The organism is Amorphus sp. MBR-141 (assembly GCF_053628695.1).
The window spans coordinates 113577-134366 of sequence record NZ_JBRJGW010000014.1 but is presented as its reverse complement, the minus strand read 5'-3'; the positions used below and the strand labels follow the sequence as shown (position 1 = coordinate 134366).

Here is a 20790-nt window from a genome sequence, read left to right as displayed (position 1 = left end):
ACTGCGGTCTATAGTCTTGCGACCTTCGCCGACGCAACGGCAACCCGACGCGCGCCCCGCTTGGCGCCCCAATCCGGAGCAAGCCCAGACGCCATGATCGTGACCTGCGGCGAAGCGGTGGTGGACTTCCTGCCCGAGACCGATGCGGAGGGGAACCGCCTGTTCCGCCCGGTCCTCGGCGGATCGCTCTACAACGTCGCCCTCGGTCTCGGCCGCCTGGGCGTGCCCGCCGCCTATTTCTGGGAACTGTCGACGGACCCGTTCGGCGAGTGGTTCGCCGGGGAGCTTCGGGCGGCCGGGGTGACACTGGACTGCCTCGCCCGTGGCCCCCGCCCCTCGCCGCTGGCCTTCGTCGACCTGTCCGGGCCGGAGCCGCACTTCCAGATCGTCGATGCCGGCCGGACCATGAGCTCCTTCGACCCCGCCGCCAACGGCGCCTTGCCCGCCGGTGCGCGCGTCCTGCACACCGGCTCCGCCATCCTGTCGCTGGAGCCGGGCGGCGCCGCGATCGAGGCGTTCGTGCAGGCCGCCGCCGCGGGCGTGTCGATCTCGCTGGACTTCAACGTGCGACCGCCGAGCGTGTCGGACCTCGCCGCCTACCGGGCGCGGCTCGATCGGCTGGTGTCGGTCTCCACCATCGTCAAGGCGAGTGATGCGGATCTGGCATTCCTGGAGCCCGGAACGGCGCCGGAGACGTTTCTGGAGCGCTGGCGCGCGGCGGGCGTGCCGCTCGCCATCGTCACCCTCGGCGGCAACGGCGTGATCGCCGCCACCCGGTCGGCGCAGCTGCGCCTGCCGGCACCCCGCGTCGTCCTGAAGGATCCGGTCGGGGCGGGCGATGCGTTCATGACCGGGCTGCTGGCGCGTCTGTGGGAGATGGACGCCGTGACGGCCGAAAGGCTTGCCGACCTCGACGGGGAAGGTCTGCACGCAGCCCTGGAGACCGCCCAGGAGGTCGCGGCCTTCGTCTGCCGCCGGCCGGGCGCGGTGTTTCCCTGGCGCGCGGAACTGGAGGCCGAACGGGAAGCGCTTGCGGGCGCGGGCTGACCGGACCGGTCAGCCCTTCTCGCGCAGCAGCCGGCCCTTCTCGCGGTTCCAGCTCCGCTCCTTCTCGGTCTCGCGCTTGTCGTGGGTCTTCTTGCCCCGACCAAGACCCATGAGCACCTTGGCGAAGCCGCGCGCATTGAAGAAGACGCGCAGTGGCACCAGCGACATGCCATCCTTCTGCACGGCGCCGGCGAACTTGGCGATCTCGCGCTTGTGCAGCAGCAGTTTCCGCGGCCGGCGCGTCTCGTGATTGAACTGGTTCGCCTGCAGATATTCCGGGATGTAGGCGTTGTAGAGAAACATCTCGCCGCCGTACTCGGCCGCATACGCTTCCGAAATGTTGCTGCGGCCCTGGCGCAGCGACTTCACCTCGGTGCCCTGCAGCTGGATGCCGGCCTCGAAGGTCTCGGTGATCTCATAGTTGAAGCGCGCCTTGCGGTTTTCAGCCACCGGCTTCGTGCTCGGGTCGTGCCCCTTCTTCTTCGTATTCATGTCGACACTCCCGCGAACGGGGGCGCCACCGCGCCCCCGGCAATCATTGAACACATCCCGGCGAAGGGAAACAAAGTCCGGTCCCGCCAACGCGGCGGCCGGAGGCGGAACGCTCGGGTGCGCTAGAGGATCCCGGCGTGCTTCATGGCCGCCTCGATCGCCGCAGCCGTCTGCGCCTCGACCGGCACCAGCGGCAGGCGGAGCTCGTTGGCGCAGCGTCCGAGCACCGAGAGAGCGTATTTGGTGCCCGTCGGGTTCGGTTCAAGGAACAGCGCCTGATGCAGCGGCATCAGCTGGTCCTGCAGCCGCAGGGCTTCCGCATAGTCGCCGGCCAGACACGCCGACTGGAACTGCGCGCACAGCTTGGGCGCGACGTTGGCCGTGACCGAGATGCAGCCCGTGCCGCCGTGGGCGTTGAAGCCGAGCGCCGTCGCGTCCTCGCCCGACAGCTGGATGAAGTCCGGCCCGCAAAGAGCCCGCTGCAGGCTCGCCTTGGTCATGTTCGCCGTGGCGTCCTTGACGCCGACGATGTTGCGGCAGTCATTGTAGAGCCGCGCCATCGTCTCCGGCGCCATGTCGATCACCGACCGGCCAGGGATGTTGTAGATCACGATCGGAATGCCGACCGCCGCATCGACCGCCTTGAAATGGGCGTACAGCCCCGCCTGGTTCGGCTTGTTGTAATAGGGCGTCACGACCAGCAGCGCGTCCGCGCCGGCCTTCTCCGCATAGCGGGCGAGTTCGATCGCCTCGGCGGTGTTGTTGGACCCCGCACCCGCGATGACCGGCACGCGACCGGCAGCAGCCTCGATGCACAGACCGACCACGCGCTTGTGCTCGGCGTGAGACAGGGTCGGCGATTCGCCGGTCGTGCCGACCGGCACGAGGCCATGGGTGCCCTCCGCGATCTGCCACTCGACCAGGTCCTGGAACGCTTTCTCGTCCACGGCTCCGTCCCGAACCGGAGTGATCAGCGCGACGATGGAACCTTGCAACATGGGGGCACCCTTGAGGTGTCTTCTGGGACGGGACCGGCGGCTCGCCGGAAAGAGCCGGGAGAATAGTCGCGCGTCTCTCCGCTCACAAGCGCGCGATTGGGTCGATTTTCAGCGCCACCGCTTTTTGCCGGATACGGATTTTTCACCATCTTCCCCTAGGAGAAGGTGGAGACTCCGGCAGCGGGCGCGACCTCACCAGGTTGTCAGGATGAAGCGCTACAATCGCTGCTAAAGTGGGTGTGGGGCGCCGACAAACAGGTTTGGCATGCAGTTTTCAAGAACTTGGCGGATCTCGCTGGCAGCGGCGGCAGCGACGACTGCGGTCGGGATGGAAGCACCCGTGGCGGCGCCTCTCGGCATGATGCCGGTCGCGTCCTCGCAGACGCTTGCGCCGCGCCAGCCGGTCACGCTGACCGCAGGCATCCCAGTGGCGAATCCGGCGCGCGACGATGCGGCCTCGCCGGCGGCGTCGAGGCCGCGCACCGACGGGCCCGCATCCATCATCCTCGCCCAGGCGCCGGTTCCGAAGGCACGCCCGCTGCGCTCCGGCGCGGGCGGCTCCGCTTTCGCCAGCGTACCGGCGGCCGAATCCGCGCCTGTCGCAACCGCGGCCCCGCCCGCGCCCGCCTCCACCGCGGCGCGCACCGGCGCCCCGACGGTGGCCACCAGCCCCTCGTTTTCCGCCTATGCCCGCAAGTCCGGAACGCTCAAGGACGCCCTCGACGCCCTGCGCCGTGACGACTATGCGACCACTTTCGCCTACCGGAATGGTCTGTCAGACCCGCTCGACCGGAAGGTCGTCGACTTCGCGCTGGCGCGCTCCGGCTCGCCCCAGGTGACGTCCGCCATGATCGCGGAGTATGCCGCCTCCGCTCCCGGCTGGCCGGACCCCGACCTCATCCGCTCCAACGCCGAGGAAGCGCTCTATCGCGAAAAACCGCCGGCAAACGAAGTCATCCGCACGTTTTCCGCCTCGCCGCCGATCTCCACGCCCGGTGCCATCATCTATGCGCGCGCGCTGGTCGCCAGCGGCGACACCGGACGGGCCGCCAATGTCATTCGGGCCGTGTGGCACGAAAAGCGGATGAGCAGCGGCTATCAGAAGCAGATCCTGAGCGAGTTCTCCGGGCTGCTGCGGGCCGAAGATCACCTGCAGCGCGCCGAAATGCTCCTCTACCGGGATCAACTCAGCGAGGCCGAGGCCCTGCGGCCCTACGTGTCGGCAGGTGACCGGGCCTATATCGACGCCCGCGCAGCCGTTGCCCGCAGTGCCGGCGATGCCGCGGCGAAGCTCTCCCAGGTTCCGGCGTCGGCCCGCAATCGTCCGGGCTACATGTTCGCCCAGATCGCCTACAACCGCCGCCAGGAGAACTACCGCGAAGCGGCGGCACTCCTGCAGAAATCGCCGCGCAACCAGGCCGCCCTGGTGAACCCCGACGAATGGTGGGTGGAACGGCGGATCGTGTCGCGCGGGCTCATCGAGGAAGGCGACCCGCGCACCGCGTATGCGCTCGTCGCCGCCCATTCGGCCGAATCGCCCCGCTTCGAGGCGGAGGCCGAATTCCACGCCGGCTGGTACGCCCTGCGCTATCTGAACGATCCGCGCCGCGCCGCACCCCACTTCGACCGGATCGAGAAACTCGGCACCACGCCGATCACCCTCTCCCGCGCCTACTACTGGCAGGGCCGCGCGGCCGAGGCGGCCGGAAACGGCGGCAAGGCGCGCTCCTACTACCAGAAGGCCGGCCACTACGGCATGACCTATTACGGCCAGCTCGCCCGCGAGAAGCTCGGCCAGAACACCGCCGGCGTCGGCCGGCCGGCGAACGCCGGGATCGGTGACAGCGCCGCCTTCACCCGCAACGAACAGGTCGTGGCGATCAACCGCCTGATCGCCACCGGCCACGCCCACCGCACGTGGCCCCTGTTCGACAATCTCTCGGAGACGCTGACGACGCCGGGCCAGATCGCCCTGCTGTCCGAGCTCGCCAACCGCGCCGGGCTGCCGCACGTGGCGCTGCTCGTCTCCAAGGAGGGGCTGAACCGCGGCCTCGACGTCGGCGGCCTCGCCTTTCCCATCGAGGGCATCCCGAAATCGACGCGGATGCCGGCCGGGCTCGACCGCGCCGTCGTCTATTCCATCGCCCGCCAGGAGAGCACCTTCAACACCGGCGCCGTCAGCCCGGCCGGCGCACTCGGCCTGCTCCAGCTGATGCCGGGCACCGCCAAGGCCACGGCCCGCAATCTCGGGCTCGCCTACCAGCCCAGCAAGCTGACCAGCGACGCCTCCTACAACGCGACGCTCGGGGCGGCCCACCTGCAGGAACTGATCGACGAGTTCAACGGCTCCTACGTCCTCACCTTCGCCGCCTACAACGCCGGCGGCAGCCGGGCCTACGAATGGGTCCGCCGCTTCGGCGACCCGCGCGATCCCCGCGTCGACGCCATCGACTGGGTCGAATCGATCCCGTTCACCGAGACGCGCAACTACGTCCAGCGGGTCATGGAGAACGTGCAGGTCTACCGCGAGCGGCTGGGCAGCGGACGGCTGACCATCAGCGAGGACCTGAAGCGCGGGCGGCCGGGCTAAAGCCGTCCCGGCCGTCTGACGGGTGATCGACCTCGGGATGCAGGAACGGGATGCGGGTGTCATCGTGGCAGCAGCACATGGCTGACCCGGTCCGGCGCCGGCGTCGCCCCGTCCGGCGGATCGTGGCGGTCGACTTTGACAACGCGCGCCTTTCTGCGATCACTGCCTCTGACGAAACCCCCTACCGGGTCCCACCCCCAACGGAGACGCGGCGATGACGATCGACCCCATCAACGGCGCGTGGACCGAACTCAGCTGGGTCGGCGGTGACGGAACGCCGTTGTTCGCGCGCGACTATGCGCCGGCCCGGGCAACGACCCTGCCGCCGGTCGTCTGCCTGCCCGGGCTGACGCGCAACAGCCGCGACTTCGACATGCTGGCCCGCTACCTGTCCCGACGCGCGCCGCGCGCGCGCCGGGTGATCGCCATGGACTTTCGCGGCCGCGGACGCTCCGGCCATGCCCCGTGGGAGACCTATACGCCGCAGATCGAGCTGGATGACACGCTCCGGGGTCTCGATGCCGCCGGAGTGACCAAGGCGGCCTTCGTCGGCACCTCGCGGGGCGGCCTTGTGATGATGGGCATGGCCGTTGTCGCCATCGACCGCATGACGGCGGCCGTCCTCAACGATATCGGCCCCCGCATCACCCGCGAGGGGCTCGCCCGCATCGCCAGCTATGTGGGCGACGACAGCCCGGCCGACTGGGATGAGGCGATAGCAGCCCTGAAAACCACCCAGTCGGCAGCCTTCCCCACCCTGGCGGAGGACGAATGGCGGCGCTTCGCCGGCCAGATATTCCGTGAAGAGCACGGACGACCGATCTACGACTACGACCCGGCGATGAAGCAGGCGTTCGAGGCGTTCAGCCCGGATGCCCCGCTGCCGGATCTCTGGCCGGCATTTTACGCCCTGCGCTCCGTGCCGGTCATGGTCATTCGCGGTGGCCTCTCCGATATCCTGTCCACGGCGACCCTCGAGGCGATGCGGCAGTCGCACCCGAAGCTGTCGACGCACCTGGTACCGGACCAGGGTCATGCGCCGCTCCTCTGGGACATCCCGACCCATCAGCGGATCGACGAATTCCTGATGGCGGCCGACGAACGCCGTTGGCCGCCGCGCTTCGCCGATTGAGCGAACGACCCCACGAAACGCCAATCGGGGCGACCGGCGATTCGCCCCGACTCGTTGAAATCATGACGGTTTTCAGCCCGGATGCGCCGGGCGAAATCTACTGCGAGGCGGGCGCTCCGTCTCCGGCCGTGGCGCCGCCGTCGCCGGCAGGAACCGGGTCGGGCTTCGCGACCTTCTCGACGGCCAGCGTGTATCCCTGCGGCACGGTGATCTTGCCGCCGGCGGTCAGGGCTTCGTAATCGTCTTCGTCGTTGGCGACCCCCTCGACCTTGACGATGGTACCGTCGATCGACGCCGTCCCCGTGGCCAGCAGTTCAGCAGCGCTGATGGTGGCCTCGACCGCCGTCACGAAGTTGGCCGGCGCGCCACTCGCCGCGTCCAGGCCGGCATCGTCGAGGCCGGTCGGAAACGTCGCCGCAAGTTCCTGCTTTATCCGCTGCAGGGACTGGGAATTCGGAAGATGACCTTTGACGATCGTCGCGTCGGCCTGGCGCGCAATCGCAAATCCGTAAGGCGACGCGGCGGCAAGCACCTCGGTCTCGTCGGTCACTTCACGCACGCCTGGCGTCGATCGGACCACCGTGAGCGCCTTGTCGCGCTCTTCGCGAGAGGCCGCGCCGCCGACGATCCGCACGTTCCTGCCCGTCACCTCGGTCTCAACCCAGCCGATCCCCTCGGCGGCAAGCCGATCGCCGATCCGAACGGCCAGCTCCGTATCGGTCGCGGCCCGATCGCCAAGCGACCCGACAACGACGAGAACCGCGATGGTGACGATCGCCGCGACCACCCAACGAAACATGAGATCACTCCCCAGCCTGAACCACTGCCGAACTTGAACGGGACCCTATCCTAGACCCTGTCGAAGTGCAGCCAAATTTGGAGGTTTCCCGGATCGTATCGCACGAGCCGTCGACCGGGGCGGGCAAGTCGCGCAGCCGAGCCAGGCTCCACGGAGCACACTGGCTTCGGGTCGGTTCGATCCGAAGGCCGAAAGCGGGATCGAAGCCGAAGCGCGAGCTCGCGACGGTACGCATCCACTGGCCGTCGGCGATCGCCAACTCCCGCCTAGAACGCGAAATGGCTCCCGGGAGGGAGCCACGGCAGACCGACCGGTCTCCCATCCAGGTCACGATGACCTCGGGCCACCGACAAAGACCCCTACAAAAAGAAAGGACCCGGCGGTTGCCCGCCGGGTCCCTCAGGAAGATCCGAGGATCGTCCAGTATTAGAAGGTGCGCTGCACGCGGAACAAACCAACCCACATGCTGCCGTCCTCATAAGCAGAGGAATCATCGGCATCAACATAGCGGTACTCAATCGCTGGACCCATGAATAGACCGGAGACCGGCGCCCAGACAATCTGACCCTGCGCGTCATAGTTCTTGAAGTCGTTCATCGGGTTAGCATCGTTCGAGTAATCGAGATAACCACCGGCAACTGCAACACTCAAATTCGGAGAGACCGCAAAGCCGAGACCACCCGAAACTGACCAAGCTTCAGACAGCTCCAGATCGCCAGTCGAATCGATTGCCGCATCATAACCACCCGCGCCCCCGGTGAAGCCGAAGTCGTTGCCGGGTCCGTTCGAGCTCGAGGTGGCATATGCGAAGGCGCCCTTGGTATAAGCACCCTGAAGGTTGAGAGTGACGCCCGCAGCAAATGGCATATTGAACTTCACGCCACCGCCGACGGCCCAGCCGAGTTCGCTCTCCGGCGTGGTGCCGAAGGAGTTGTAGGCCGGCCACACCTGGTGCAGAGCACCCATGACCTGAGCCGAGCCCCACCCCTGGTCAATGCGCATGTTCGCGACCAGATCCGGATACTTCGTTCCGCCATAGCCCCAGCCATCGATATCGCTGCGACGATCGTCGGAACTTTCGAGTGAGAGCGACGTAGAGAACCCATTACCGAAGGCAAAGGTATAGGCTCCGAGTGTCTGGCGCTGGTCAGATGCCTGCGGTGTAAAGACAGACGCCCAGGTAGGCCAAGCCACCAAGTCAAAGAAGGACTGCGTGCGACCGAAGGTGAAGCCCCCGAACTGGATGAACGAGTTCCAGAGGGAGAGCGAGGTTCCGCCACCGTCACCATAAAACCCGAACAGACCGGTGGAGTCGTAGGTGACCCAGAATTCGTTGTAGGCACGCAGCAGACCGAACTCGGTGTTGGTACGCGAGTCCATGTAGATGTAGCCGCGCGTCCGGAATTGCGACGAGTTCATATCGCGCCAGTGGGCGCCGTAATTCTGCGCCAACTCGCTCTCGGCGAAGCGGTATTCGGCGCGCACACGACCACGAACCGAAAGGCAGGTGTCCGTGCCCGGGATGTAGTAGAAGCCCGCACCGAACGCGTCACAGACGCGAACGTAGTCGATCGGCTCGGGAGCAACCGGCAGATCGGCGGCCTGGGCCCCAGTCACTGCCAGCACGCCGGCAGCGGTACCGAAGAGAATGCTCTTCATATTCATGTCCTGACCTCCAAGCTTGTCAGATAAGAGACTGACCTAATTGACCCAAAGACTGCGGCCGTTGGTTTCAATCGGCCTATCCCTGATCGACCCGAGTTACCGTTGTTGAAACTTCGTGTTTCGTTGCCGGCTCTCAAGTCACTCCCGGCCAGCGACCGGTTGCAGGGTGACCATATCGATTAGCCCTGCCGGTTCAATCGCAACCATGCGTTCGGCGCCATTCCCGACCCGCATTTGTAATTCGCTGTTGCATCGACGACACAATCGGAGGGGTGGAGGGCGTCAAAAACCGCGATTCGAGCGGTCCCGACCTCAGATTCTCTTAATAATCAATAAAGGATGGCCGGAAATCTCGGCTTCAGCGGGGGGTTAGGCCGAAGGTGTTGCGAATTTGCACACCAATCCGCTGACTCGCGGACCACCGCCATCGGCAGCGGTCCCGGCAGGGAGAGCCGGGCACTTGGCTGCGGCACGCCGCGGCGGCAGTCGGGGATCCGGACAAGGCCCGCTCCGGGGGGCTATCCGGGAAGCTACCGCCAGGCATTGCCCTTAGCGGCCCGTGGCTGGCAGCCCTGGGCGAGACGGTCGTCATCTGCGCTGCCGGGTTACGTCCGCCCGTGAAGGGCGATCGGCGCTCAAGACCTGCAGGCTAATGCCAGGGTGGAGGCACGCCCGCTCGCGCGGGTACAGCGAGAAGGAGGGAGCGGAATGGGCGCGGCGGTTCCGGCCGCATTCCGCTCCAAAGTCCGAGAACCGGTGACGGTTCAGGACTTCGGGTCAAGGCGACCCGAAGTCTGCGTGATTTAGAACGTGCGCTGGACGCGGAACAGGCCGGTCCAGATGCTGCCGTCCTCGTAGGCGCTGTCGTCGGCGTCCACGTAGCGATACTCGATGGCCGGGCCCATGATCAGGCCTTCGACCGGCGACCAGACGATCTGGCCCTGTGCGTCGTAGTTCTTGAAGTCGTTCATCGGATTGGCGTCGTTGGAATAGTCGAGGTAACCGCCGGCCATCGCCACCGTCAGCGTCGGCGTGACCGCGAACCCGAGACCACCCGACACGGTCCACGCCTCGGAGAGCTCCAGATCGCCGGACGCGTCGAGCACGGCGTCGTAGCCGCCGTTGCCGCCGGTGAACCCGTAGGCATTGCCCGGGCCGGTGGCGCCGGTCGAGGCGTAGGCGAACGCGCCCTTCGAATAGGCGCCCTGCAGGTTGACGGTGGCACCTGCGGCGAACGGCAGGTTGACCTTCACGCCACCGCCGACGGCCCAGCCGACTTCGCTCTCCGGCGTGTAACCGCTCGAGTTGTAGGCAGGCCAGACCTGATGGACCGCGCCCATGATCTGGGCCGAGCCCCACCCCTGGTCGATGCGCACGTTGGCAACCAGATCCGGGTACTTGGTGCCGCCATAGCCCCATCCTTCGATGTCGCTGCGGCGATCCTCGGCACTTTCAACCGACAGCGAGGTCGAGAAGCCGTTGCCGAAGGCAAAGGTGTAGGCGCCGAGGTTCTGGCGCTGATCGGAGAGCTGCGGATAGAAGACGGACGCCCAGGTCGGGTAGGAAACGAAGTCGTAGAACGACTGGGTCCGACCGAAGGTGAAGCCGCCGAACTGGACGAACGAGTTCCAGAGCGACAGCGAGGAGCCGCCGCCGTCACCGTTGAAGCCGAAGAGGCCGGTGGAATCGTAGGTCACCCAGATCTCGTTGTAGGCGCGCAGCAGGCCGAACTCGGTGTTGGTGCGCGAGTCCATGTAGATGTAGCCGCGCGAACGGAACTGCGACGAGTTCATGTCTCGCCAGTGGGCACCGTAGTTCTGTGCCAGTTCGCTCTCGCCGAAGCGGTACTCGGCGCGGACACGGCCGCGAACCGACAGGCAGGTGTCGGTGCCGGGGATGTAATAGAAGCCCGCCCCGAACGCGTCGCAGACGCGAACATAGTCGAGGGGCTCCGGGGCGACGGGCAGGTCGGCTGCATGGACGGCCGGAACCGCCAGAATGCCACCCGCGGCGCCCAGAAGGAAACGTTTCAGCATTTTCGGGAACTCCAAGCTCCGTCCCGACCGGGACGCTGACCAGTTTACTCGCGGCCCGCCTCGGCAGGCCCCACTCCTTGGGACGTGGAACGCACGCCCCTGCCGGGTATTCGCGACCCGGTCAGCTGAAACTGTATCGAAGATATCGCAGACTCCTATGATCAAAATACCACAATAAATTATAGACTCCGTTCGGAAATTTATCCGAAAATCGGTTGGAAATCGGCATCGACTTGCCAATGGGCGATTCGTCCCGTGAATCCGCGAGGATCGATCGATTTCCGACGAAGAAATGGAAACGGAACGACCCAATTTAATACATCAACAAATGCGCCGGAATATTTTTCCGTCCAGCGTTATCTTTGATATTGCGACATCATCTTGGCGAGATTGGGCCCCACCGGAGGCGAGAATCAACGAGAAAGGGCGAGGGGGAGATCCCCCTCGCCCTTTCGGAAGGCGCGCTCGGATGCTGGTGTTCGGTGGCTGCGGTCAGCCGGCTGGCTCAGCCGGCGCCGTCAGAAGGTGCGCTGAACCCGGAAATCCCCCGCCCAGACGCTGCCGTCGTCATAAAGCGGCGAGGACGAGTCGACGTAGCGATAGTCGACTTCGACGCCCATCAGCAGGCCGGCGACCGGCGACCAGGTGAGGTTGCCCTGCAGGTCGTAGTTCTTGAAGTCGTCGTCGGACCAGGCGTCGTTCTGGTAATCCAGATAGCCGGCCATCACGTTGACCTCGACCGTTTGCGTCAGGTCGAACCCGAACCCACCCGACAACGACCAGGCAGTGGAGAGATCCAGCCCGCCCGACGCGTCGAGGTAGGCGTCGTAGACGTCGCCGGTAGGGCTGGTCGGCTGCGAGGAAACGTAGTCCACCGCGCCCTGGGAATAGCTGCCCTGGAAGTTGATGCTGGCCCCGGAGCCGAACGGCAGCTTGACGTTCACGCCCGCACCGGCGACCCAGCCGAGTTCGCTGTCGGGCGTGGCGCCCAACGCATTGTAGCCCGGCCAGACCTGGTGCAGCGCACCCATCACCTGGGCAGAGCCCCATCCCTGGTCGATCCGGACGTTGGCGACGAGGTCGGGATACTTGGTGCCGCCGTAGTCCGGCGCGTAGCCGCCGATCCCGGTGCGGCGGACGTCGCTCGTCTCGATGGCCAGCGTGCTGGAGACGCCGTTGCCGAAGGCATAGGTGTAGGCGGCGACGGCCGTCTTGGTGTCGTCGACGCTCGGGACCCAGGCGAAGGCGAAGGTCGTGTACTCCAGGAAGTCGTAGAACGACTGCGTCTTGCCGAAGGTGAAGCCGCCGAACTGCACGAAGGCATGCTCCAGCGAGAGGCTCGTGGACCCGGGGCTGTCGATGGTCAGGCGCACCTCGTTGTAGGCGCGCAGCAGGCCGAACTCGGTGTTGGTGCGCGAGTCCATGTAGATGTAGCCGCGGGCCCGGAAGCTCGTGGAATTGTAGTCGCGCGCGTGATCGGCGTACTCGCTGGCGAAGTAGCGGTACTCGGTGCGGATCCGACCGCGGACGGAGATGCACGTGTCCGTGCCCGGGATGTAGTAGAAGCCGGCGCCGAACGCATCGCAGACGCGCACGTAGTCGATCGGCTCCGGCGCGACCGGCAGATCCGCGGCCTGCGCCGCGGTCGACAAGAGAAAGCCGGCCCCAAGGCCGGCAACAAGACACTTGATCATCAACACACCACTCCTTCGACTCCACCGGGAACACGCGTTCAATGCCTGAACCATCGCGTGTCGCGGCGGCCTGGATACGGACCTGCGAAAGCCCTCGGACAGCCTTCGGCTCGACCAGACGCTAGCAATCCTACATGACGATTCGTGCGCGTGGCTGTCGTCGGCGCGTCGCGGCGCGCGCAAACGAGAAAGCCCGCCGTCGCCGGCGGGCTTTCCGTAGCGCTTGCGATGTGGGTGCGGAGGGCCGGTCGGCGCCCTCCCCCATCCACCGATTCTAGAAGGTGCGCTCAGCGCGGAAGTAGGAAACCCAGAGGTCCTCGTCGCTGAAGCCGGACGCGGCGTCCACATCGACGTAGCGGTATTCCACGCCGACGCCGAACAGCAGCCCGTCGACCGGCGTCCAGGACACGTTGCCCTGCAGGTCGTAGTTCTTGAAGTCGTTCGCCGAGGCGGCGTCGTTCTTGTAGTCGAGATAGCCGCCCTGGATCGCCGCACTGACGGTCGGGGTGAAGGCGAAGCCGAAGCCACCCGACATCGACCAGGCCGAGGTGAGCTCGAGATCGCCGGCCGTGTCCAGAACGGCGTCCTCGATGTCCGGGCCGTCCGCCGAAGACGTGGCGTAGGCCACCGCGCCACGGGTGTAAGCGCCGGACAGGTTGGCGGTCACATCGGTGCCGAACGGCAGGTTGACGCTCACGCCGCCGCCGACGGCGAAGCCGAGCTCGCTGTCCGGCGTGGTGCCGAACGCGTTGTACGCCGGCCAGACCTGATGCAGCGCACCCATGACCTGCGCCGAACCCCACCCCTGATCGATGCGCACGTTGGCGACGAGGTCAGGATACTTGGTGCCGCCGTAGGAGGTGCCGTCGATGCCGATCCGGCGCTCCTCGGCGCTTTCCAGCGACAGCGTCGTGGAGAAGCCCTGGCCGAAGGCGAAGGTGTAGGCGCCGAGGTTCTGGCGCTGGTCCGACAGCTGCGGCGTGAACACCGACGCATAGGTCGGATAGGCGACGAAATCGTAGAAGGACTGGGTGCGGCCGAAGGTGAAGCCGCCGAACTGGATGAAGGAATTCTCCAGGTCGATGGCGGTGCCGCCCGGCGAGTCGTAGGTGACGTAGATCTCGTTGTAGGCACGCAGCAGGCCGAACTCGGTGTTCGTGCGCGAGTCCATGTAGATGTAGCCGCGGGCGCGGAACTGGGTGGAGTCCTCGTCGCGGGAATGGGTGATCGGATCGGCGTCGAAGTAGCGATACTCGGCGCGCACCCGGCCGCGCACCGAGATGCAGGTGTCGGTGCCGGGAATGTAATAGAAGCCGGCGCCGAAGGCGTCGCAGACGCGGACGTAGTCGATCGGCTCGGGCGCGACCGGCAGGTCGGCGGCCTGGGCTGAGGACACGGCCATGACACCGGCGGCGGATGCCAGCAGGAGGGATTTCACGGACATCGCAATACTCCAGGTACGGAAGGTCGGCGGCGACGCCGACTGGTTGAAAGCGGAATACGGGCCTGTGGAGCTGTGGGCTCTTCTGGGGTCGTACCGCCGCATCGTCGATCGGTGCCGGTGGTCCGGAGATTCGGACGGGCTGACCAGTTGCGATCGAGACTATGCATCCGGCCCCGCACCTCAATCGCAAAATGCTGCGCCGCACCTGGGACGAGACGCATTCCCGCGCCCATGTGGCGAAAACACAACAATTTCAAATTGTTCCAAAGCAAATTTTGGAGATTAGCCAAACGGCATATCGAGCTCTTCTATGCCGCGGCGCCGTATATGACGCAATTATCTCACCTTCTGAAAACATTCATGGGAACTTCACATGGAAGTTCGATAGGTCAACTTGACAACAAAAGACCCCGCCGGTGATCCAGCGGGGTCTCAAGTCAGATTCGAAGAAAATTTATATGATGACCGGACGTCGCCGGCCGGTCATCGAGATGGCTAGAACGTGCGCTGAGCGCGGAAATAGCCGGCGTAGGCATTGGCCGACGGCGCCGTCGCCTCGTTCGGGTCGACGTAGCGATACTCGACGCCCACACCCATCTCGAACCCCGAGATGTTGCCCGGCGAGTAGGTGACGTCGCCCTGCAGGTCGACGTTGGAGAACGAGTTGTTTCCGTCCACCTGATCTTCCTGGTTGAAGTAGGCGCCCTGGACAGCAACCCCGATTTCCGGGCTCACCTGCGTGCCCATGCCGCCCGACACCGACCAGGCCTGCGCCGTCTCGATGTCCTGCGTGGCTGGGTTGTAGGTCGCGTCCGTCGCCTCGACCAGGAAGCCGCGCGGCGAATAGAAGCCGGAGATGTCGGAGGACGCGTAGTCGGTGGCGCCCTGGGCATAGGTGCCCGTCAGGTTCATCTGCGTGCTCACGCCGAACGGCAGATTGACCACCACGCCGGCACCGGCGGCGAAGCCGACCTTGCTCGAGGCGGTCGGGCCGCCCGAATTGTAGCCGGGCCACACCTGGTGGAGCGCGCCCATCAGCTGTGCCGAACCCCAGCCCTGATCGACGCGCATGTTGGCGACGAGGTCCGGATACTTGGTGCCGCCGTAGCCGACGCCGTAGTCGCCGCCGATCGCGGTGCGGCGCTCTTCGGCGTCTTCGATCGACACCGACGTGGAGAAGCCGTTGCCGAAGGCGAAGGTGTAGGCCGCGTGGTTGATCTTCTGGTCCGACAGCTGCGGCGTGAACACCGAAGCGTAGGTCGCGTAGTTCGCGAAATCGTAAAACGACTGGCCACGGCCGAAGGTGAAGCCGCCGAACTGGATGTAGGCGTCATCCATCGTCAGAGTGGTGCCGTCGCCGTTGTCGTTGGTGAAGTAGATGTTCGTGTAGGTCCGCAGCAGGCCGTACTCGGTGTTGGTGCGGGAATCCATGTAGACGTAGGCGCGGGCGCGGAACTCGGTGCTGTCGAAGTTGCGGTCGTGGACGTCGTTGTCGCTGCCGGCGCGGAAGTTGCGATCGTAGTCGAACACCCGGTATTCCGCGCGGACGCGGCCGGCGATGTTCAGGCACGTATCCGTGCCCGGGATGTAATAGAAGCCGGCGCCGTAGGCGTCGCAGACGCGCACGTAGTCGATCGGCTCGGGGGCGACCGGCAGATCGGCGGCGTTGGCGCCTGTGGCGCAGGCGACGGTTGCCGCGGCGCCGAGCATCAGGATGTTGGTCTTCATAGTCTTAACTCCAAGCTCATGGTTGCAGACGGTGGACCGGCCGCTGGTCGCCTAGACGCCTCAGTGTTTTTTTGGGCTCATCCGACCGACCCGGAAATCCGGATCGGCACAGGTCGAACACATGAGCCATGCTGCGTATCTCGCGCCGTTATGGTTAACAGTTCCTAACCAGACGGCCCCCGAGGCCGCCGTTCGGGGCATTTTCTGAAGGTTTTTGTTAACTCTGTTGCGCCCGTTGCGCAGAAGACACAGCCGCGCGTGCGGCATCGGCCGGCGCGGCCGTTTCAAGCGGGCGGTCCATTCGACTAGAGTGGGCGGCGCGGCGCGCCCATGCTGCCGACCCTCAGGATTCGCGGACGATTCGATGCTCGAAACGCTTTACTCCCGAATCGCCGACAAGCGCGACGACCTGGTCGCGCTGACCTGCGACCTGGTGGCCATCCCCACCGTCAATCCGCCGGGCGACGCCTACACGCCCTGCGCGGAGCTGCTGGGCGAGCGGCTGCGCCGGCGCGGCTTCGAGGTCGCCTACATCCGCGGCCACGACACCCCCGGCGACAGCGACCGCTATCCCCGCGTCAACGTCGTCGCCCGGCGCGAGGGCAGCCGGCCCGGGCCGTGCGTGCACTTCAACTCGCACATCGACGTGGTCTCCGCCGGTCACGGATGGACGACGCCGCCGTTCGAGCCGGTGGTCCGCGACGGGCGCATCTACGGGCGCGGCACCTGCGACATGAAGGGCGGGCTCGCCGCCTCGGTGATCGCCGTCGAGGCGCTGATCGAGGCGTTCCCGGACCTGCCGGGCACGCTGGAGATCTCCGGCACCGTCGACGAGGAATCGGGCGGCTTCGGCGGCGTCGCCCATCTCGCCCGCAACGGCTTCTTCTCCAGGCCGCGCGTCGACCACGTCATCATTCCCGAGCCGCTGAACAAGGACCGCATCTGCCTCGGCCACCGCGGCGTCTGGTGGGCGGAGATCGAGACCGAAGGGCGGATCGCCCACGGTTCGATGCCGTTCCTGGGCGATTGCGGGGTGCGCCACATGGCGGCCGTGCTTGGCGCCTTCGAGGCGGAACTGTTTCCAGCGCTCGCCGGCCGGCGCACCGAGATGCCGATCGTCCCGGAGGGGGCGCGGCGCTCCACGCTGAACATCAACTCCATCCACGGCGGCCTCGACGAGGACTACGAGGGGCTGCCGAGCGCCTGCGTGCCGGATTCGTGCCGGCTGGTGATCGACCGCCGGTTTCTGATCGAGGAGCCCATCGAGGCCGTGAAGGCCGAGGTGGTCGGCCTCCTCGACCGGCTCGCGGCGTCGCGCCCCGACTTCCGCTACTCCATCCGCGATCTCTTCGAGGCCCTGCCCACGATGACCGACCGCGACGCGCCGGTGGTGCTGGGGATCGCCGAGGCGATCCGCACGGTGCTGGGCAAGGAGCCGGAGTACGTCATCTCGCCGGGCACCTACGACCAGAAGCACATCGCCCGCATCGGCCATCTGCACGACTGCATCGCCTACGGGCCGGGGATCCTGGACCTCGCCCACCAGCCCGACGAGTACGTCGGCATCGAGGACATGGTGGATTCCGCCCGGGTGATGGCGCTCGCTGCACATGGACTGTTGACCGCCGGCAGGGCCTGAGCAGGAATGGAGGTCGCCCGGCCCGCACCGACGCCGCCGGCACAGGATCGCCTTGAAGGCCCCGAGCCGAACCCGGTGGCGCGACCGCGCCCTCCCGGAGGACGGCGGGCCGGGTTCGCCGCCTGAGCATGCCCTTGCCGTTCGGCCCGCTTCGGCCCGAACGGAACCAGATCCAGAGGAAGGATGAGCCGCGATGCGACGACCGTTCCACGCCCTTGCCACCGGACTCGTGCTGGCCCTTGCCCTCTCGGGACCGGCGCTTGCCCAGAAGACCACGGCCACTATCGGCATGCGGCTCGAGCCGCCCCATCTCGACCCGACCGCAGGTGCGGCCGCGGCGATCGACGAGGTGGTCTACCAGAACGTGTTCGAGGGGCTGACCCGCGTCGACGCGGACGGCACGGTGAAGCCGGGGCTGGCGGAAAGCTGGACCATCTCCGATGACGGTCTCACCTACACCTTCAAGCTCCAAGACGGCGTGACCTTCCAGGACGGCACGACCTTCGACGCCGAGGACGTCAAGTTCTCCTTCGAGCGCGCCAAGGCCGACGAGTCCACCAATGCCCAGAAGCGCATCTTCGAGCCGATCGACACGGTAACCGTCGTCGATCCGACCACCGTCGAGGTCCACCTGTCGAAGCCGGCGGGCAGCTTCCTGTTCGACCTCGGCTGGGGCGACGCGGTCATCGTGGCGCCCGAAACCGCCGATGCCAACAAGACCGATCCGGTCGGCACGGGTCCCTTCAAGTTCGTGCGCTGGGTGAAGGGCGACAGCGTGGTGCTGGAGCGCTTCGACGGCTACTGGGGCGAGCCCGCGAAGCTCTCCGGTGCGACGTTCAAGTTCATCGGCGATCCGGCCGCTTCGCTGGCGGCGATGCTGGCCGGCGACCTCGATGCTTATCCGAGCTTCCCGGCCACCGAGAACCTGCCGCAGCTGGAGGCCGATCCGCGCTTCGATGTCGTCGTCGGAACGACCGAGGGCGAGACGATCCTCGCCATGAACAACCGCAACAAGCCGTTCTCCGACCTGAAGGTGCGCCAGGCGATCAGCCACGCGATCGACCGCCGGGCGGTGATCGACGGCGCGATGTTCGGCTACGGCACGCCCATCGGCTCCCACTTCGCGCCCCATCATCCGGCCTACGAAGACCTCACCGGCATGTACCCGTTCGACCTGGAGAAGGCGAAGGCGCTGCTCGCCGAAGCCGGCTACGGCGAGGGCTTCGAGGCGACGATGAAGCTGCCGCCGACCACCTATGCCCGGCGCAGCGGCGAGATCATCGCCTCCGATCTCGCCAAGATCGGCGTCAAGGTCGAGATCATCCCGCTCGAATGGGCCCAGTGGCTGGAAGAGGTGTTCAAGGGCCACGACTTCGACATGACGATCATCTCGCACACCGAACCGCTCGACATCGATATCTACGCCCGTGACGACTACTATTTCGGCTACGACAATCCCGAGTTCAAAGCGGTGATCGAGAAGCTGTCCGCCGAAGCAGCCACGGACGACCGCAACGCGCTCTATCGGCAGGCCCAGGAGACCATTGCCAAGGACGCGGTGAACGGCTTCCTGTTCCAGCTCCCCAAGGCCGGCGTCTGGAACAAGGACCTCAAGGGCCTCTGGGCCAACGCGCCGATCCAGGCAAACGACCTGACGGACGCCTACTGGGCGCAGTGAGGACCGCACGGCAGCCGGAGCGGACAGGCCCGTGCTCCTCTTCTTGATCCGGCGGCTCGGAGGCCTCGTCGCGACCATCCTGGTCGCGACGATGGTCGTCTTTGCGGTGCTCGAACTCCTGCCGGGCGATCCGGCGAGCCTGATGCTGGGCGTCAACGCCCAGCCCGACACCGTCGCCGCGCTGCGCACCGAGCTCGGCCTCGATGCCCCCGCCCTGGTGCGCTACCTGCAGTGGATCGGCGGCATGCTCACCGGCGATTTCGGGATCAGCTACACGTACCGCGTGCCGGTGGCCGGACTGATCGCCGACCGCGCGCTGGTCAGCCTGCCGCTGGCTCTGATGGCGCTCATCCTGTCGACGGCGATCGCCATCCCCCTCGGCACCGTGGCCGCGACGGCCCACAACCGCTGGCCCGACTCCGCCGTGATGGGCTTTGCCCAGCTCGGCATCGCCATTCCCAACTTCTGGTTCGGCATCCTGCTGGTCTATCTCTTCGCCATCACGCTGCAGTGGGTGCCGGCCGGCGGCTTCGCCGGCTGGGACGCTGGGCCGGTCGCGGCGCTGCGCTCGCTGCTGCTGCCGGCCGTGGCGCTCGCCCTGCCCCAGGCCGCCATCCTGGCGCGGGTGATGCGCTCGGCCCTGCTCGACGTGCTGCACGAGGACTACATGCGCACCGCGCGGGCAAAGGGCCTCCCCTTCCTGGCGACCGTCTGGCGCCACGGCGTGCGCAACGCGCTGATCCCGGTGCTCACCATCCTCGGCCTGCAGTTCGCCTTCCTGATCGCCGGCACCATCATCATCGAGAACGTCTTCTACCTGCCGGGGCTCGGACGGCTGATCTTCCAGGCCGTCGCCCAGCGCGACCTGGTCGTCGTCCAGAGCCTGACCGTGCTCCTCGTCGCGTCTGTGGTGATCGTCAATTTCCTCGTCGATCTGGCCTACGCCGCGGTCGACCCGCGCCTGCGGCTGGCGGGCCGATGAGCGACGCGAGCCTCATCGTCTCGTCCCGGCGCGGCATCGCGGCGCGCGCGCTGCGCCACCCGTCGTTCCTGATCGGGGCGATCGTGACGGCGATCCTCATCGGCGGAGCACTCCTGTCGCTCGTCTGGACGCCGTTTCCGGTGGCGGAAGTCGTCATACGCGACCGGCTGCAGGCCCCCGGCCCCATCCACTGGCTCGGCACCGACGCGTTCGGCCGGGACGTGTTCTCGATGATCCTGGTGGGGGCGCGAAACTCGCTCGGCGTCGCCGTCGTGGCGGTGGCCATCGGCCTCGGCACCGGTGTGCCACTCGGGCTCGTCGCGGCATCCGAAGGCGGCGTCGTCGACGGCATCCTGATGCGCGGAAGCGACCTGGTGTTCGCGTTCCCCGCCCTCGTCACCGCCGTGATGATCACCGCGATCTTCGGGCCCGGCGCGATCAACGCGATCATCGCGATCGGGATTTTCAACATTCCCGTCTTCGCCCGGGTGACCCGCGGCGCCGCCCGCTCGCTGTGGGGCCGCGAGTTCGTGCTGGCCGCCCGGGTCGCCGGCAAGACGCCGGCGCGCATCACCGTGGAGCACATCCTGCCCAACGTCGCGAGCTTGATCATCGTCCAGGGCACCATCCAGTTCGCGCTGGCGATCCTGGCGGAGGCCGGCCTCTCCTATGTCGGCCTCGGCACCCAGCCGCCGATGCCGAGCTGGGGCAAGATGCTCGCCGACGCCCAGACGCTGATGTCGATCGCACCGTGGCTGGCGATCGTGCCGGGGCTGGCGATCGTCGCCTCGGTGCTCGGCCTCAACCTGCTCGGCGACGGCCTGCGCGACGTCCTCGATCCGCGTCTCGACCGGGACAGATAGGCC

16 protein-coding genes are annotated in these 20790 nt (G+C 66.6%); 7 read left to right on the top strand and 9 right to left on the bottom strand.

Annotated elements, in window-relative coordinates; all coding sequences use genetic code 11:
* Positions 1-93: 93 nt before the first annotated feature.
* The gene (locus ACSSVZ_RS18440; protein WP_453972191.1) at positions 94-1047 is read left to right on the top strand and encodes a carbohydrate kinase family protein; all 954 of its coding nucleotides are present in this window, start codon (positions 94-96) and stop codon (positions 1045-1047) included.
* Between the two features lie 9 nt (positions 1048-1056).
* On the opposite strand, the gene smpB is transcribed toward ACSSVZ_RS18440, so the two are convergent.
* The 3 genes from smpB to ACSSVZ_RS18425 form a co-directional block, all read right to left on the bottom strand.
* Entirely contained in the window at positions 1057-1539 is a 483-nt protein-coding gene (gene smpB / locus ACSSVZ_RS18435; RefSeq protein WP_453972190.1) for an SsrA-binding protein SmpB, read from the bottom strand.
* Between the two features lie 122 nt (positions 1540-1661).
* Positions 1662-2537, bottom strand: a complete 876-nt coding sequence (gene dapA, locus ACSSVZ_RS18430) for a 4-hydroxy-tetrahydrodipicolinate synthase (protein WP_453972189.1) — start codon at positions 2535-2537, stop codon at positions 1662-1664.
* A 228-nt stretch (positions 2538-2765) separates the two neighbouring features.
* On the bottom strand, positions 2766-3203 hold the full coding sequence (locus ACSSVZ_RS18425; RefSeq protein ID WP_453972188.1) for a hypothetical protein: 438 nt from the start codon (positions 3201-3203) through the stop codon (positions 2766-2768).
* Here ACSSVZ_RS18425 and ACSSVZ_RS18420 point away from each other — a divergent pair.
* Entirely contained in the window at positions 3196-5127 is a 1932-nt protein-coding gene (locus ACSSVZ_RS18420) for a lytic transglycosylase domain-containing protein (RefSeq protein WP_453972187.1), read from the top strand. The two genes, ACSSVZ_RS18425 and ACSSVZ_RS18420, sit on opposite strands and share 8 nt — an antisense overlap.
* A 214-nt stretch (positions 5128-5341) precedes the next feature.
* Positions 5342-6259 (top strand): alpha/beta fold hydrolase, encoded by a 918-nt coding sequence (locus ACSSVZ_RS18415; RefSeq protein WP_453972186.1) that lies wholly within the window; start codon positions 5342-5344, stop codon positions 6257-6259.
* Positions 6260-6356: 97 nt separating this feature from the next.
* Here ACSSVZ_RS18415 and ACSSVZ_RS18410 read toward each other — a convergent pair whose 3' ends face one another.
* The 6 genes from ACSSVZ_RS18410 to ACSSVZ_RS18385 form a co-directional block, all read right to left on the bottom strand.
* The gene (locus ACSSVZ_RS18410; RefSeq protein WP_453972185.1) at positions 6357-7046 is read right to left on the bottom strand and encodes a BON domain-containing protein; all 690 of its coding nucleotides are present in this window, start codon (positions 7044-7046) and stop codon (positions 6357-6359) included.
* Between the two features lie 438 nt (positions 7047-7484).
* Complete coding sequence (locus ACSSVZ_RS18405; protein ID WP_453972184.1) at positions 7485-8723, bottom strand: porin; 1239 nt, start codon at positions 8721-8723, stop codon at positions 7485-7487.
* Between the two features lie 803 nt (positions 8724-9526).
* Positions 9527-10759 (bottom strand): porin, encoded by a 1233-nt coding sequence (locus ACSSVZ_RS18400; RefSeq protein WP_453972183.1) that lies wholly within the window; start codon positions 10757-10759, stop codon positions 9527-9529.
* 518 nt (positions 10760-11277) lie between these two features.
* Entirely contained in the window at positions 11278-12453 is a 1176-nt protein-coding gene (locus ACSSVZ_RS18395) for a porin (RefSeq protein ID WP_453972182.1), read from the bottom strand.
* A gap of 274 nt (positions 12454-12727) precedes the next feature.
* On the bottom strand, positions 12728-13897 hold the full coding sequence (locus tag ACSSVZ_RS18390; RefSeq protein ID WP_453972181.1) for a porin: 1170 nt from the start codon (positions 13895-13897) through the stop codon (positions 12728-12730).
* Between the two features lie 495 nt (positions 13898-14392).
* Positions 14393-15625: a porin gene (locus tag ACSSVZ_RS18385; protein WP_453972180.1), complete on the bottom strand. Its 1233-nt coding sequence runs from the start codon at positions 15623-15625 to the stop codon at positions 14393-14395.
* A gap of 364 nt (positions 15626-15989) precedes the next feature.
* Here ACSSVZ_RS18385 and ACSSVZ_RS18380 point away from each other — a divergent pair, with 364 nt between their 5' ends.
* The 4 genes from ACSSVZ_RS18380 to ACSSVZ_RS18365 all read left to right on the top strand — a co-directional run bounded on the left by ACSSVZ_RS18380 (position 15990) and on the right by ACSSVZ_RS18365 (position 20787).
* Positions 15990-17264, top strand: a complete 1275-nt coding sequence (locus ACSSVZ_RS18380; protein WP_453972179.1) for an acetylornithine deacetylase/succinyl-diaminopimelate desuccinylase family protein — start codon at positions 15990-15992, stop codon at positions 17262-17264.
* A gap of 193 nt (positions 17265-17457) precedes the next feature.
* Positions 17458-18942 carry an ABC transporter substrate-binding protein gene (locus tag ACSSVZ_RS18375; protein ID WP_453972178.1) on the top strand — a complete coding sequence of 495 codons (1485 nt, stop codon included), beginning with the start codon at positions 17458-17460 and terminating at the stop codon, positions 18940-18942.
* 31 nt (positions 18943-18973) lie between these two features.
* Positions 18974-19924: an ABC transporter permease gene (locus ACSSVZ_RS18370; protein ID WP_453972177.1), complete on the top strand. Its 951-nt coding sequence runs from the start codon at positions 18974-18976 to the stop codon at positions 19922-19924.
* Entirely contained in the window at positions 19921-20787 is an 867-nt protein-coding gene (locus ACSSVZ_RS18365) for an ABC transporter permease (RefSeq protein ID WP_453972176.1), read from the top strand. The genes ACSSVZ_RS18370 and ACSSVZ_RS18365 overlap by 4 nt, the downstream gene beginning before the upstream one ends.
* Positions 20788-20790 lie beyond the last annotated feature (3 nt).